We start from the raw sequence: 13,801 nt of genomic DNA, 5'->3' as shown, positions 1-13,801 counted from the left end.
CTTAAATTAATTCTTTTAAAAATTTCCACTTTGGCATTTTTAGAATTACTTCTAAATCTTCAAAAAAACTGCTTTTATTTGATAAAAAATTGATAGCTGTTTTTGGTTTTGAATTAAAAACTTTTAAAAATATATTTCCCATTTCGTTGGAATTGTTTTTAAGAACCCTCAACAAGATTTTATCTAAAAAATCATATTTCGAATTAATTTGAAATAGATTTACATTTTTTATATTTTCTATGTTTTCTCTTATATATCTGCTTTGTTCTTGAATATTAAGGAATGTATAGCCCGTACTTAATCTAGTCATTCCTCCTGCTGATCCTATATAAATTTCATTTAATTTATTTACATTTTTTTGTCTAAAAAGTGGGATTGCTCCAGTTTCTTTGAAATTGATTTTACATTTTCTGATATTTAGGTGGTTGCTTAAATAATTATCAATTTGTTCATCATAATCTTTTAGTTTTTCATTATTTAGTTCAGATATCCAAGTAGTTTCAACTAATGCATTCCTTTTAGTAAATGGTAGCGTATAAAAAAAATGAACTTTGTTTCTTTGATCACAAGCAAAGTCCATTAAATTGAATATTTTGTCATCAAAAAAGTCTTTATTTGTTTCTATTTCAACTCCACAAAAGTGTTGCCATAACTCACTCTGTTTATTCTCAAAACTAGGCACACTATTAAATACAACTGAATTTGATTTATCTATTTCATCAATATTTTTATAAAACTGAATATTTTTATTAATTTTAAGTTTTAAAAGTACTTTTTCGTAGAACATACCACTATCAATTGTTTGATATGGTGTAGGTTCGCAATCTATATATTTTGTATTATTGGCTGTATTTATTGTAAAATTATTCCAACTTTTTTTGACACAGTCTTCGAAGTTATGGGAAAAAACCTTCCAAAATGACCAGGTTTTGTCTCTTTTATAATCTTCTCTTGGCTCAATGATTGCTAAAGTTTTATCTTTTAATTTATCATAAACTTCCAGCTCATATGCTAATGAAAGACCTGCACAACCTCCACCTAAAATTATATAATCAAATTCTTTCATTTAAATTTATTTCTTCATTAATTAAATTATGATCATGGTTAATATTATCATCGTTTTTACTTAAAAGTGATAACTTAATTAAATCAAAAATAGATAAAAAAGTTTGAATAATTTTTTCAATATTTGAAACATAAATTTTTCCAGACTTTTTATAATTTTCTATGTTTTTTTTATTTAGAATTTTATATCCTATTTTTCTATAAATCCTTCTTGCAACCAAAATAGAAAATCTGAAACTTAATGGTATTTCTTTTATTGAGCAAAAAGAGTTTTCATAAAACTGTTCGGAAAGCTTGATTGTAGTCTTTATTTCCTCAAAACTTTCATTGATATACAATCTATTATTTTTTTTATCTTCCATAACATCTCTAGAAATATTTGTTAATTGCATAGCAATCCCAAGATCAATAGCTGATTTTAAAGATTGTTCTTTATGAACATTCAATATTTTGGCCATCATTAATCCAACTGTTCCAGCAACTCTATAGGAATATATTAACAACTCTTTTTTTGAATTGAGTTTAACATTTTCTTTTATATCAGAATTAATACCTTCAAATAAATCGTCTACAATTTTAGTGGAGATACTAAATTCATTAATAAGATCCCACATGTTTTTAATAACTGGATCATTATAATTTTTATTAACAAAATTATTTCTAAATTTAATAAAATTATCTTTTTTTACTTCAATCTTGTTCTCATTATCCGCAATATTATCTGCTTCTCTGCAAAAATCATAAAGCACAGAGCATTTTTGATAGGTTTTTTTTGGTAAAAAAAAACCTGCCCAATTGAAAGATTTTGCATAAATAGCTAAATAATTTTTAGTTAACATTAAAATAATTTATCTAAAACTTTTGCTGAAGAGAGAACTCCTGGGACCCCAGCCCCTGGATGTGTACCTGCGCCAACAAAGTACAAACCATCATATATTTCTGATTTATTGTGAAATCTAAAGTATGCAGATTGTGTAAATTTTGGTTGAATCGAAAACCCTGATCCAAATTTTGTATTTAATTCTTTTTCAAAGTAATCAGGTGTTAGATAAAAATCTTCAACTATATTTTTCTTAAGATCTGGCATTAAGTCTTTTTCCATTTTTTCAATTACAAGGTTTTTCATTTTTTCACCCTCAATTTCCCAATTGATTTTTGACTGATTGTTGGGAACAGGTACTAGCACATAAAAGCAATCGTTTCCTTCCGGAGCCATTGTTTTGTCAGTAGCTGTAGGTCTGTGAAGATAATAGCTTATATCACTATTTAATTTTTTCTTGTCAAATATATCATCAAGATGTTCCTTATACTTATTTCCAAATTTTATTGTATGATGTTCAACATTCTCATAAATTTTTTTTGTCCCAAAATAGTAAACAAATAAACCCATAGAATATTCCATTCGATTTTTTTTCCAATTAAACAGCATGGACCCATTGTTGCTTTTGCTCAACATTTTTTCATAAAATGCAGGTGGATCTGCATTACAAACAACATTATCTACACCAATTTCATTTTCATTATTCAATTTTACACCTCTCACTTTATTATTTTTTGTTACAATTTCTGTGACTTCATTGTTTTTTATTATTTCAATACCAACCTCATTCATCAACTTTTCAAAACCTTTAATTATATTTCCTGTTCCACCAACTGAATAATGTATCCCCCACTTTTTTTCTAAATAAAGAATTAAGCCATAAATGGAAGTAGTGGTAAAAGGATTTCCCCCAACTAGTAAAGGATGCATACTGAGCATTCTTCTTAATTTTTCATTTTTTATATAAGATGAAACGAGTGAGTAAACTGATTTATAACTTTTAAGTTTTAATAGGGCAGGTAACTGCTGCATCATTACAAGAGGTTTATTGAATGGCACATCTGCAAGTTCTGAAAAACCTTTATCAAATATCTTTTTTGTGAAATTAACTAATTTTTCATATCCATTTACATCTTCTTTGCTGAGCTTCTCAATTTGGCTTTTCATTTCTATTTCGTCACCTGAGTAATTAAACTTAGTTTTATCCTCAAAAATAAATTGGTACCAAATTTTGAGTGGGGTTAATTCTATATAATTTATAGGATCTCTATTGAATAACTCAAACAATTCATTAATTAAGTAGGGTGCAGTAATTACTGTTGGACCAGCATCATATATAAATCCATTTCTTTTAAAAACTCTAGCTCTACCACCTAGGTCTGGGTGTTTTTCTATCAATTTTACTTTATGTCCTTTCGCCTTAAGTCTTAGTGCTGCTGCGATACCACCAAATCCCGATCCAATGACTATAGAGTTCATTTTAATAATTTATAGTTTTTTTGGAAAATTGTAAGTGTATTATGAGTTAATTTTTTTTAACTCTTCTTTAGTTTCATGTAAATTTTTTTGAAACACAGCGTCCAATTTTGACTTATCTACAGATGTAGTTATGATTTTTTTAACCGAGTCCACAGCAATTTTTATTGACGCATCCTTAATTTCTTTTAAAGCTGCTTCTTTCATCTGACTAATTTTATTTTCAGTTAAATTTTTTTTAATTTCTGATGATTTATGATACTTATCATTTATTTCAATTATCAATCTATCAGCATCTTTTTTGGCGTTCTCAAGGATTTCGTTACTAACAGACTGAGCAGTATCTAATTTTTTTTGTGAGTTATCTAATAGTGTTTTTGCCTCTTTTCTTAATTTTTCACTTTCATCAATTTCATTTTTAATATCAGATATCATTTTATCTAAAATTTCTATAATTTTTTGAGGAATTTTAAAATAAATTAGGACTCCTATAAAAATAATAAATGATACGGCTACCCAAAAAGTTGCATCAATTGCCATAGTATTTATCTCCTTTTTTTTTAGATAGATCGTCAACAATTGCAGATATGCTGCTATTATTTACTTCAGTTCCAATAAGTTTTTGTAATAAATCAGATGAAGTCTCAATCGCTATTTTATTTATTTTATCCAGTGCATTCTTTCTTAATATATCTATCTCTTTTTCAGCCTCAGCGATTTCATTATCGATTTGCTTATCAAGAACTTTTCTTTTTGCACCAATGTCTTTCATTGCTTTTTCTCTTGCCAGATTTAAAATGCTATTAGCCTCAAGCTTGCTATTAGATATAATTTCATCGTATTCTTTTAGTTTTGCATCACTATCTTCTCTTTGTTTCTCAGCAGCCTCAATATTTTCTAATATTTGAGATTTTCTCGACTCTAAGTTGTTACTAATTTTTGGGAGTATTAGTTTAGATAAAATTAAATACATAATACCAAAAGTAAGTGTTAACCAAAAAATTTGAGAAACCCAAAATTCTGGATTTAATTGAGGCATACCTCCACTTTCAGCTGCAAAAGTTTCTTTAATAAAAAAAAAACTTAAAAATATTGACTGAAAATATATTTTTTTAACCATCAATTTAAAACGCAAAAAGAATGATTAATGCAACTACTAATCCGAATAATCCTGTAGCTTCTGCTAGTGCGAAACCTAAAAGCAAGTTAGGAAATTGTTTTTGCGCCGCAGATGGATTTCTCATTGCGCCAGACAAATAATTTCCAAAAATTATTCCGATACCAACACCGGCTCCAGCTAAAGCAATTGCTGCTAAACCTGCTCCGATCATTTTTGCTGCTTCTAATTCCATTATATCCTCCTTTATTGTTAATGGTGTAAATTTAATGCATCATTTAAATAGATGCAGGTTAAGATTGCAAAAACATATGCTTGAAGAAAAGCAACTAAGATCTCCAAACCTGTTAATGCAACCGAAAAGCTCAATGGTAGCCAACCACCGACTACCCCTAGGCTTATTACAAAGCCTCCAAATACTTTCATCATTGTATGACCAGCCATCATATTCGCAAATAATCTTACAGATAAACTTATTGGCCTGCTTAAATAAGAAATAATTTCTATTACTACGATTAGTGGCAATAAGATTGCTGGCACTCCACTTGGAACAAATAATTTTAAATACCCAAATCCATGTTTAATAAACCCAATTATAGTCACCCCTATAAATATAAATGCTGCAAGCATAAATGTTACAATAATGTGACTAGTTACAGTAAAAGTGTAAGGTATCATGCCGAACATATTACAAAATAAAACAAACATGAATAAGGAAAATATAAAAGCAAAATAAGGTTTAGCTTTTGATCCTGCTGTATCACTTATCATTTTGGATACAAAAGAATAGCTAAGTTCTGCTAATAATTGAAGTTTATTTGGTAATATTGAATTTTTTTTTGATCCTAAATTAAAAACTAACAAGATAGATAAAGAACTTAAAATCATAAATAAACTTGCGTTAGTAAATGATATATCGAATGCACCGATTTTAATTTCAGGTCCAATTCTGTATACATCGAATTGGGACATAGGATTTGCTGCCATAGTATTTATTTTTGCATGTTTTTTGCAGATCTAATAACATTGGTTATACCAGCAATCACACCTACAAAAAAAAATATTAATATAAACCAAGGCTTAGTACCAAAGGTATTGTCAAAAATAAACCCAATAATTGTCCCTACTGCGACTGCTGAAACCAGTTCTGTGCTCAATTTGAAAGCAGCTCCTATTTGTGAAGGGTTATTTTTCTTATTATCTAGATTTTTTTTAGAAATCTTATTTTTTGCAATCTCCAAGCGAGTTTTTAGGGGGTCCTTAGGCATCAATTTTAATTAAGCAACCATACTTTCTGCTTTTTGTAAATCAACAGCAACTAGCTGACTAATGCCTTTTTCTGGCATAGTCACTCCATAGAGTCTGTCCATCTTGGACATAGTCAGTGCATGATGAGTGACTATTACGAATTTTGTATTTGTAATTTTTGTTAATTCTTCAAGTAAATTACAAAACCGTGTTACGTTTGCATCATCTAGTGGAGCATCAACTTCATCTAGTACACAAATAGGTGAGGGGTTTGTTAAAAAAACTGCGAAAATTAAGGATAGTGCAGTTAGTGCCTGTTCTCCACCTGATAAAAGAGTTATTGATTGTAAACGTTTCCCTGGTGGACTTACAAACATTTCTAGTCCTGCTTCTAATGGATCATCTGAGTCAACAAGTTCCAATTTTGCATTTCCACCATTAAAAAGTTTTGTGTAAACTTCATTGAATTTTCTATTAACTTTATCAAATGCCTCAATTAATCTTTCTCTACCTTTTTGATTTAGTTCACTAATACTTTCTTTAAGTTTAATTATTGCAGTTACTAAATCTGTTCTATCTTGTTCCATTTTCTTTATTTCAGACTCATATTTATTTGTCTCTTCATCTGCTTTTAAATTTACTGAACCCAATTTTTCTCTCGCTTGCTTTTTTTTATCTAGTAAATCTTCCTGATCAATTGCATCTGGAAGTTCTTCAACCCCGTAAAGATTTGAATTTTCTAAAATATTTTCCTCATTTAAATTTAGTTCTGAATAGATTCTATCTATTAAGTCATTTCTTCTTTTTCTCAGGCCTTCTATTGTTGCACCAGAGCTTGCTTTTCTTTCCCTTATTTGGATCGATTGCTCTTGAATCTCATTAAGCTGAGTTCTCAATGTCTCTATTTTTTGATCAGTTTGATTTATTATTTTTTCATTATCATTCTTTTCATGATTTGAAATTCTTAAATTTTCAGAAATTTGACCTTTTTTTTCTGCTTGGATTTCAGGCTGATTATCTAATTTTTCTAACTGAAAATTAAATTTATTTTTTCTTTCTGAAAGTTCATTAACCATCTTTTCTGAATTTGATAATAAATTTTTCCAACTTTCAATTTCTTTTTCAATTATATTGATTCTTTCATTTCTTTTTACTGACTCTTTTTTGATGTTTTGATTTTTACTATAACTATCGGCATATAGTTCTATATCAGTCTCAAAATTATTTAATACGTTTAATGCCTCCTCATTTTGATTGGAAGAAATCAAATTTTTTATCTTATTTATTTCAACTCTTAATTTATCTTTTGATTGATCTAAATCTTCATTTGATTTTTTTTCTGTTTCATAATATTTTGAGTCGATCTCTATTAGTTCATTTTTTTCCTCTTTTAGTCTTTTTTCATTTGAATTTGCATCAATTATAATTCCATTTTCTCTTGAAATGTCTTCATCAAGAGTTTTAAGTGATTTTTTTATATTTTCTATTTCATTAAGTATCCTTGTATTTTCTTCATCAAGACTCTGAAGTTCTAAATTTAATCTTTGAATTTTTGATAAATTTTCTATATTTTTTTCTCTTAAAGGTGATACTTTTTCTATTTCTAATTTAATTGTTTTTTCAAGTTCAGATATCCTATCATTATATCCGCTCACTTCCTCTTCAGCTTCTGCATTAATTTCATTTTCTACTCTTATTTCTTTATCAATTTCTATTAATTTTAAATAATATAACCCAGCCTCAATTTTTTTTATTTCATCAGATATATTTTTGTATTTTGTAGCTTCCTCTGCCTGCTTTTGAAGATTTGCTAATTGTCTCTCTTGTTGTCTTCTCAATTCGTCAGCTCTTTTCAAATTATTTTCTGCTGCACTTAATCTTAATTCTGCCTCATGTCTTCTAACATGTAAGCCAGAAATTCCTGCCGCTTCCTCTAAAATCGTCCTTCTATCTGTTGGTTTTGCAGTGACTAAAGCTCCAATACGGCCTTGACTTATCATTGAAGGAGAATGTGCGCCAGTTGATAAGTCTGCAAAAAGCATTTGGGCATCTCTTGCTCTTACTTCTTTATCATTGATAAAAAATTTTGAACCTTTGTCTTTTTCAATTTTTCTTCTCACAATTATTTCATCTAATTCTCGATATTGAATAGGACCATCTTGATTTTGATTTCCCATTGATATTGAGACTTCAGCAATATTTTTTGAAGCTTTATTTGAGGTACCAGAGAATATTACATCTTCCATGCCTGAACCTCTCATACTTTTTGCTGATGTTTCACCCATTACCCATCTTAAAGATTCAACTATATTTGATTTACCACAACCATTAGGACCAACAATTCCTGTCAATCCCTCCTCAATGAGAAAATTCGTTTTTTCAGCAAAAGATTTAAATCCATTAAGTTGGATTTTTTTAAACTCCATAAATAAACTTATATCAGTTTTTCAAGGGTTTTTTTTAAATTTTTGTAATTCAGAGTTTTTTCAAACTTTTTCCCATTAATTATTATCGTAGGAGTAGCATTTACTTTGTACTTCTTAACTCCTTCGATTCGATCATTTAAAATAAATTCCTCTAAATTTTTGTCTGAAATACATTTAGTAAAATTTAGATTAAAATCTTGAGTTCTTAAAAATATTTTCAAGTTTTGATTCACTTCATCTATTGTTTTACCTTTAACCCATTTGCTTTGATTCAAGTATAAACTGTTTAAAATCTTTTTATTTCCGTCGTTTTTACATTGGGAAATTTTTGCGGCGTTTAATGCAGCTAAATCTAATGGAAAATGTCTAAATTCTATTTTGGCCAGACCAGTATCCAGGTATTCTTTTTGAAGTTCTGGATAAACGTTAATATGAAAATTTGCACAATGACTACAAGTTAATGATTCATAGGCAATGATAGTAATTTTTGCATTTTGATTGCCTACCACTATTCTTTTAAATTCACTTTTACTATCAGCAATTACCGTAGAGGTTTGAATAAAAAGAATTATTAGAAATACTTTTATATTTTTCATTTTTTTTTAAAAAGTTTTGAAAACTCAATTAATGACTTTCTAATCTTTTCATTTTTTATATCATTAATTTGTTTTTGATACTTATTAATTGTCACATTTTTTTTTTCATCTTTATACGGCTTTATAGTGTTTTGTTCATTATCAAAACTTATAAATTTAAGCTTTTCAACAATCGTATAACCAAAAAAACTATTCATATTATTCATAATTTCTTTTTTAGAATACTCTAAATCGATTTCGTGACCTCTTTTAACCATAATAACTAAAGTATTTACTCCAAAACGATTTGAAGTTTTGAATGATTTTGGATAACAAATTTTAAATAAATTTTTACCTACTATATATTTCCAATTATTTAATGTTTCAGAATAAATATGACCTCTTTTGTTTATAATTTTTTTAATATTTTTTGGCAAAGTATCTTTAAATGATCTTAATCCTTGAAAGGAGCTGTTTCTCTGCTTAGAATATTTTTTAAATTGCATATGAAGGAACAATTATTAACAAAAAAAATTCTTGATTGGTATGATTTAAATAAAAGGTCACTGCCATGGCGTAAAAAAGTTTCTTTTCAAAAAAGACAATATTATACCTTGGTTAGTGAATTTATGTTGCAACAAACTCAGGTTGTAACTGTAGTACCTTATTTTAATAAATTCATAAATAAAATTCCAGACTTTAAATCACTTGCCAGAATAAATGATAGAAGATTAATCAAGATTTGGGAAGGTCTCGGATATTATTCTAGAGCAAAAAATTTGAAAAAAACTGCTCAAATCATTCTTAAAAAATTTAATGGGAAATTACCAAATAATTTTGAAGACTTAGTAAGTCTTCCAGGAATTGGAAATTATACAGCGAGTGCAATTTTAGCTATCGTATTTAATAAGCCATACATTCCTTTAGATGGAAATATTGAAAGAGTTTTAAAAAGATACCTTTATTTAAAAAAAGAAAAAGAAATTGAAAAAATTAACATTATAAAAAAAAAAAAAATTTTTGGAATTTCTCTTAGATCTAGTGATTATGCCCAGGCCTTAATGGAGTTAGGAGCATTAGTGTGTAAACCAATCAACCCAAATTGCAATCAATGTCCCATAAAAATCAATTGTATTTCTCTAAAAAAGAATGATTTTAATTTAGCAAAAAGTATCAAAAAAAATAGAAATAAATTTTTTTTACTAAAAGTTTATAAAAAAAAACAAAGTTATCTTTTGATTAAAAATACAAAGTTTAATTTTTTAAAAAATTTGATTATATTTCCTATGGAAGAGATACCTAGACCTAAAAAATTTAATGAAAATCTTAATTTTAAAATGTCTAACATGAATATGAATATTAAAATTGAATATATAAAAAAAAATAAAAAACTGCCCTCATCTTATTGGATTGATAAAAAAAGATTAAACAACCATATGCTACCTACATTTACAAAAAAAGTTGTAAAATATTTGGAGAGAAACAAATGAAAAAAATAGCTATAATCGGAGCTGGGATTTCTGGGCTATTCATTGCCAATTTATTCAAAAGAAACTCAAATTATCAAATAACAATTTTTGAAAAAAATAATTTAATAGATCTGGATGAGGGTTATGGTGTTCAACTATCAGTAAATAGTATTAAACTTTTAAATGAAATTAAATTTGATGAATTACTGTCTGATGAAAAATTTAATCCAAGCAAAATAAAATTTTATTCAGAAAAATCTTCAAAATTAATTTGTGAATTAGACATATCGAATTTTAATAATGAAAAATGCAAATATACTACTCTAAAAAGATCTACACTCATTAATTTTTTAAAAAAAAATTTAGAGAACACAATTAAAACTGATCACAGTATATCAAGAATAGATCAATTGAACCAATCTATTCAACTTACTTTTGAAAATGATAAAAAATTTGAATGTGATTATTTGATTGTTTCAGATGGAGTTTTTTCAAAAAGTAAAAAAATTATTTTTAACAATAAATCTCAGCCAAAATATAATAAAACTTTAGCAATAAGAGGATTATTGCCAAAATCATTAAAATTATTTGATTACAATAATATTTCTTTATTTCTTGGCTCAAATTTCCATTATGTAATTTATCCGGTCTCTCCAAATGGAGATTTAAACTTTATAGCTATACTGAAATATTCAATGTCAAATCATGAACAAAATAATTACTCATTATTTAGTGAAGACACTTTTATAAAGAAAATTTTAAAAAAACTTTCAGATAAAAATATAAAATTTTTAAATAACTTAGTTAAATTAAAGATATTTCCTGTATTTGTAAGCGAAGATTTTTATAAATCAAAAAATGATAATATTCATTTTATAGGTGATGCTTTTTATGCCTTTCCCCCATCATTTGCTCAAGGTGCATCCCAGTCTATAGAAGGTGCTTATGAATTATTTAAGAATATAGAAAATAATTCTCAAAGAAATTTTTTTAGAAATAGGGTAAATAAAACAAAAATGGTTAATAGAAGATCAATATTCAGTCAATTTGCTTTTCATTTTTCTAGTCCAATAGCTGTATTTTTAAGAGATATTTTTTTGAAAAGATTGGTAAAAAACAAAATTTTTTTAGACTCCTTTTTAGGAAGAATTTATAAAAATTAACTTTTGCTAATTAATCTTTTTCTTAGATGATCAATTGGAACAACAGTACCGTTAAAATTAAAATGCCAATAAGTCCAACCATTGCAGCTCTCTGTACCTAAGATTGTTGCCGCAACTTTATGAATCGAACCTTCTGTTTGAGCATGTTTAATGCTTCCGTCAGCCATTATTCTAGCACTTATTCTCTTTTTATTATCAAATATTGTCGTGCCAGGCTTGATAATTCCTAATTCCACTAATGAACCAAAAGGTATTCTTGGTTTAGACCTATTATTTTCCAAGGTATCTAAATAATCATCTTCAATAGGTTTAGTATTTTTTATTCTTTTTTCAGCTGCTTTGAAATAAACTTTTTCTTTTTCAATACCATAATAATTTCTTCCTAACTTTTTTGCAACTGTAGCTGTAGTTCCTGATCCCAAAAAAGGATCTAAAACTAGATCTTTTTTGTTAGAGGTGGCTAATAAAATTCTGTGAATTAAAGCTTCTGGTTTCTGAGTAGAGTGTATTTTTTTACCATCTTTTTTAAGTCTTTCTAATCCATTGCAAATTGGTAACTCCCAATTAGATCTCATTTGCAAATCATCATTCAAACATTTTAAAGATTGATAATTAAATGTATATTTTGATTTTTCAGATTTTGAAGCCCAGATGAGAGTCTCATGTGCATTGGTAAATCTTGTTCCTCTAAAATTTGGCATTGGGTTTTTTTTGTTCCAAATTACATCATTCAAAATCCAAAAACCTAAATTCTGAATGATTGTCCCAACTCTAAAAATATTGTGATAACTTCCAATTACCCAAATTGCTCCATTTTTTTTTAAAATTCTTTTACACTCAATTAACCATTCATAAGTGAACTCATCATATTTTTTAAAATTTTCAAATTGATCCCATTGGTCATTGACACCATCTACGTTAGTCAGATCTGGTCTTGTTAATTTATTTTTCAATTGAAGATTGTATGGTGGGTCAGCAAAAATTAGGTCAAAAGTTTCACGTGGAATTTTTTTTAATTCCTTGAGGCTGTCTCCATTAATGATTTTATTTTTAAAATCTAATTTCATTTTATAAAAAAATATTAGACTCCAAATGGATTCTTGGGTCAACTTCAGATTGAATTAAATTTACATAATTAGTGTTAGCAATTTAATGAACGACTATATGTTGTGTTTCATTAATTTGGATACTGGTGAGAAAGTTTTTCTGTGATGCTTGCTGACACCTATTTTCTTTATTGCTCTCAAATGCTGTTTTGTTCCATAACCAAAATTTTGGTCCCAATGATAACCAATGTTTTTTTTTGCTAATGAAATTATGAATTTGTCTCTAGAAACTTTTGCAATTATAGAGGCTGCAGAAATAGAGGGAATTTTTTTATCTCCTTTAACAATTGCTTTAAATTTATATTTTTTAAGCTTAGGCACCTTATTTCCATCAATTAGTACAACCGATGGTTTTTTTTTTAATTTTATGATTGCTCTTATCATTGCCAAAAGACTAGCTTGCAAAATATTAATTTTATCAATTTCCTGCCTTGATGCTTTGCCAATAGCCCACGTGGAATTTTTTTTTATATAATTAGATAAAAAATTCCTTTTTTCTCTTCCCATACTTTTAGAATCTTTTAATATTTTTAAATCAATTGATTTATTCAAAATAACTGCTGCTGCAAAAACCGGTCCTATCAAACTTCCTCTGCCAACTTCATCCACACCAGCAATAATTTTACGAAATTTCAATTTTTAGATCTAATATTTTTTTTTTAATTTTTTTCAGATCTTCCCATGAATATCTTTTATTTTCAGGGAATCTAATCAGATAGGATGGGCTAAAAGTAATTATTACAGGATAGGTTTTGTTTTTAAGAATGATTTCTTTCCATTTACCTCTCTCAATTGAAATTTTTTGTTTGGACGCAATCAGTGATTCCATTGCAGTGCTACCAAATAAAATTATAACTTTTGGGTCAATAATTGATATATGCTCTTTTAAAAAAACGGAATATCTCTTAATTTCTTCAGAAGTTGGTTTTCTATCTTCCGGTGGCCTAAAATTTACTGCATAAGTAGAGTAGATATTTGTTTTTGTTAAATTTATAGCTAATAGCATTTTTTCTAACAAAATTCCCGACTCTCCTTGATAAACTTTACCATTTATATCATCCTCTAGTACTGGAGCTTCTCCAACTATCATAATTGGGCTATTTATATTTCCCTCTCCAAAAATAAGTTTTTTAGCTTGATTTTTAAGATTACAATTTTTAATTGAATTTATTGATTTTATAAGATTTTCAATTTGTTGAATTTTATTGGAAGATGCTTCATCTTTCTTTATTTCATTCAATTGAAATCTATTAATCGGTTTTTCACTAAATATGAAATTTGGCTCAATTGAATTTATTAATTCTTTTTTGTATGTCATAACCCTAAGTAAGACTTT

At 27.4% G+C, this 13,801-nt stretch carries 16 protein-coding genes; 2 read left to right on the top strand and 14 right to left on the bottom strand.

Features of this window, described 5'->3' with window-relative positions:
- Position 1 precedes the first annotated feature (1 nt).
- Genes AMN95_RS03145 through AMN95_RS03095 form a run of 11 tightly spaced genes read right to left on the bottom strand, consistent with a single transcriptional unit; the run spans position 2 to position 9,233 of the window.
- A complete protein-coding gene (locus AMN95_RS03145; protein ID WP_075522528.1) occupies positions 2–1,066 on the bottom strand; it encodes a lycopene cyclase family protein in 1,065 nt (354 codons plus the stop codon).
- Positions 1,053–1,904, bottom strand: a complete 852-nt coding sequence (locus AMN95_RS03140; protein WP_075522527.1) for a phytoene/squalene synthase family protein — start codon at positions 1,902–1,904, stop codon at positions 1,053–1,055. Before AMN95_RS03140 ends, AMN95_RS03145 begins: the two co-directional genes overlap by 14 nt.
- Positions 1,904–3,364: a phytoene desaturase family protein gene (crtI, locus tag AMN95_RS03135; protein ID WP_075522526.1), complete on the bottom strand. Its 1,461-nt coding sequence runs from the start codon at positions 3,362–3,364 to the stop codon at positions 1,904–1,906. Before crtI ends, AMN95_RS03140 begins: the two co-directional genes overlap by 1 nt.
- 39 nt (positions 3,365–3,403) lie before the next feature.
- Positions 3,404–3,901, bottom strand: coding sequence for a F0F1 ATP synthase subunit B family protein (locus AMN95_RS03130; protein WP_179850346.1), 498 nt, complete (start codon positions 3,899–3,901; stop codon positions 3,404–3,406).
- On the bottom strand, positions 3,891–4,481 hold the full coding sequence (locus AMN95_RS03125; protein ID WP_075522525.1) for a F0F1 ATP synthase subunit B family protein: 591 nt from the start codon (positions 4,479–4,481) through the stop codon (positions 3,891–3,893). Before AMN95_RS03125 ends, AMN95_RS03130 begins: the two co-directional genes overlap by 11 nt.
- 4 nt (positions 4,482–4,485) lie before the next feature.
- Positions 4,486–4,713: a F0F1 ATP synthase subunit C gene (locus AMN95_RS03120; RefSeq protein ID WP_006997791.1), complete on the bottom strand. Its 228-nt coding sequence runs from the start codon at positions 4,711–4,713 to the stop codon at positions 4,486–4,488.
- 17 nt (positions 4,714–4,730) lie between these two features.
- Positions 4,731–5,465 carry a F0F1 ATP synthase subunit A gene (locus AMN95_RS03115; protein WP_075522524.1) on the bottom strand — a complete coding sequence of 245 codons (735 nt, stop codon included), beginning with the start codon at positions 5,463–5,465 and terminating at the stop codon, positions 4,731–4,733.
- A gap of 5 nt (positions 5,466–5,470) precedes the next feature.
- The gene (locus tag AMN95_RS03110) at positions 5,471–5,746 is read right to left on the bottom strand and encodes an AtpZ/AtpI family protein (RefSeq protein WP_075522523.1); all 276 of its coding nucleotides are present in this window, start codon (positions 5,744–5,746) and stop codon (positions 5,471–5,473) included.
- A 9-nt stretch (positions 5,747–5,755) separates the two neighbouring features.
- Positions 5,756–8,152: a chromosome segregation SMC family protein gene (locus tag AMN95_RS03105; RefSeq protein WP_075522522.1), complete on the bottom strand. Its 2,397-nt coding sequence runs from the start codon at positions 8,150–8,152 to the stop codon at positions 5,756–5,758.
- A gap of 8 nt (positions 8,153–8,160) precedes the next feature.
- Complete coding sequence (locus tag AMN95_RS03100; RefSeq protein WP_075522521.1) at positions 8,161–8,748, bottom strand: thioredoxin domain-containing protein; 588 nt, start codon at positions 8,746–8,748, stop codon at positions 8,161–8,163.
- Entirely contained in the window at positions 8,745–9,233 is a 489-nt protein-coding gene (locus tag AMN95_RS03095) for a DciA family protein (protein ID WP_075522520.1), read from the bottom strand. The genes AMN95_RS03100 and AMN95_RS03095 overlap by 4 nt, the downstream gene beginning before the upstream one ends.
- On the opposite strand from AMN95_RS03095, the gene AMN95_RS03090 reads away from it, so the two are divergent.
- On the top strand, positions 9,234–10,217 hold the full coding sequence (locus AMN95_RS03090; RefSeq protein ID WP_075522519.1) for an A/G-specific adenine glycosylase: 984 nt from the start codon (positions 9,234–9,236) through the stop codon (positions 10,215–10,217). It begins immediately after the preceding gene.
- Positions 10,214–11,359 carry an FAD-dependent monooxygenase gene (locus AMN95_RS03085; protein ID WP_075522518.1) on the top strand — a complete coding sequence of 382 codons (1,146 nt, stop codon included), beginning with the start codon at positions 10,214–10,216 and terminating at the stop codon, positions 11,357–11,359. The genes AMN95_RS03090 and AMN95_RS03085 overlap by 4 nt, the downstream gene beginning before the upstream one ends.
- Here AMN95_RS03085 and AMN95_RS03080 read toward each other — a convergent pair.
- The 3 genes from AMN95_RS03080 to AMN95_RS03070 all read right to left on the bottom strand — a co-directional run bounded on the left by AMN95_RS03080 (position 11,356) and on the right by AMN95_RS03070 (position 13,783).
- Positions 11,356–12,426 carry a site-specific DNA-methyltransferase gene (locus tag AMN95_RS03080; protein WP_075522517.1) on the bottom strand — a complete coding sequence of 357 codons (1,071 nt, stop codon included), beginning with the start codon at positions 12,424–12,426 and terminating at the stop codon, positions 11,356–11,358. The genes AMN95_RS03085 and AMN95_RS03080 overlap by 4 nt on opposite strands.
- A 93-nt stretch (positions 12,427–12,519) precedes the next feature.
- Positions 12,520–13,101 carry a ribonuclease HII gene (locus tag AMN95_RS03075; protein ID WP_075522516.1) on the bottom strand — a complete coding sequence of 194 codons (582 nt, stop codon included), beginning with the start codon at positions 13,099–13,101 and terminating at the stop codon, positions 12,520–12,522.
- Positions 13,088–13,783, bottom strand: a complete 696-nt coding sequence (locus AMN95_RS03070; RefSeq protein WP_075522515.1) for a uracil-DNA glycosylase — start codon at positions 13,781–13,783, stop codon at positions 13,088–13,090. Before AMN95_RS03070 ends, AMN95_RS03075 begins: the two co-directional genes overlap by 14 nt.
- Positions 13,784–13,801 lie beyond the last annotated feature (18 nt).

The sequence above is a fragment of the Candidatus Pelagibacter communis genome (assembly GCF_001180185.1).
Taxonomy (GTDB): domain Bacteria; phylum Pseudomonadota; class Alphaproteobacteria; order Pelagibacterales; family Pelagibacteraceae; genus Pelagibacter; species Pelagibacter ubique_F.
Note: the sequence above shows the minus strand (reverse complement) of the source record. Positions and strands in the feature narration are given on the sequence as shown.

Coding starts and splice junctions, on each gene's coding strand:
- AMN95_RS03095 (WP_075522520.1), bottom strand. CDS start 9,233: ATGCAATTTAAAAAATATTCTAAGCAGAGAAACAGCTCCTTTCAAGGA.
- AMN95_RS03140 (WP_075522527.1), bottom strand. CDS start 1,904: ATGTTAACTAAAAATTATTTAGCTATTTATGCAAAATCTTTCAATTGG.
- AMN95_RS03110 (WP_075522523.1), bottom strand. CDS start 5,746: ATGCCTAAGGACCCCCTAAAAACTCGCTTGGAGATTGCAAAAAATAAG.
- AMN95_RS03080 (WP_075522517.1), bottom strand. CDS start 12,426: ATGAAATTAGATTTTAAAAATAAAATCATTAATGGAGACAGCCTCAAG.
- AMN95_RS03125 (WP_075522525.1), bottom strand. CDS start 4,481: ATGGTTAAAAAAATATATTTTCAGTCAATATTTTTAAGTTTTTTTTTT.
- crtI (WP_075522526.1), bottom strand. CDS start 3,364: ATGAACTCTATAGTCATTGGATCGGGATTTGGTGGTATCGCAGCAGCA.
- AMN95_RS03105 (WP_075522522.1), bottom strand. CDS start 8,152: ATGGAGTTTAAAAAAATCCAACTTAATGGATTTAAATCTTTTGCTGAA.
- AMN95_RS03115 (WP_075522524.1), bottom strand. CDS start 5,465: ATGGCAGCAAATCCTATGTCCCAATTCGATGTATACAGAATTGGACCT.
- AMN95_RS03070 (WP_075522515.1), bottom strand. CDS start 13,783: ATGACATACAAAAAAGAATTAATAAATTCAATTGAGCCAAATTTCATA.
- AMN95_RS03145 (WP_075522528.1), bottom strand. CDS start 1,066: ATGAAAGAATTTGATTATATAATTTTAGGTGGAGGTTGTGCAGGTCTT.
- AMN95_RS03090 (WP_075522519.1), top strand. CDS start 9,234: ATGAAGGAACAATTATTAACAAAAAAAATTCTTGATTGGTATGATTTA.
- AMN95_RS03130 (WP_179850346.1), bottom strand. CDS start 3,901: ATGGCAATTGATGCAACTTTTTGGGTAGCCGTATCATTTATTATTTTT.
- AMN95_RS03120 (WP_006997791.1), bottom strand. CDS start 4,713: ATGGAATTAGAAGCAGCAAAAATGATCGGAGCAGGTTTAGCAGCAATT.
- AMN95_RS03100 (WP_075522521.1), bottom strand. CDS start 8,748: ATGAAAAATATAAAAGTATTTCTAATAATTCTTTTTATTCAAACCTCT.
- AMN95_RS03085 (WP_075522518.1), top strand. CDS start 10,214: ATGAAAAAAATAGCTATAATCGGAGCTGGGATTTCTGGGCTATTCATT.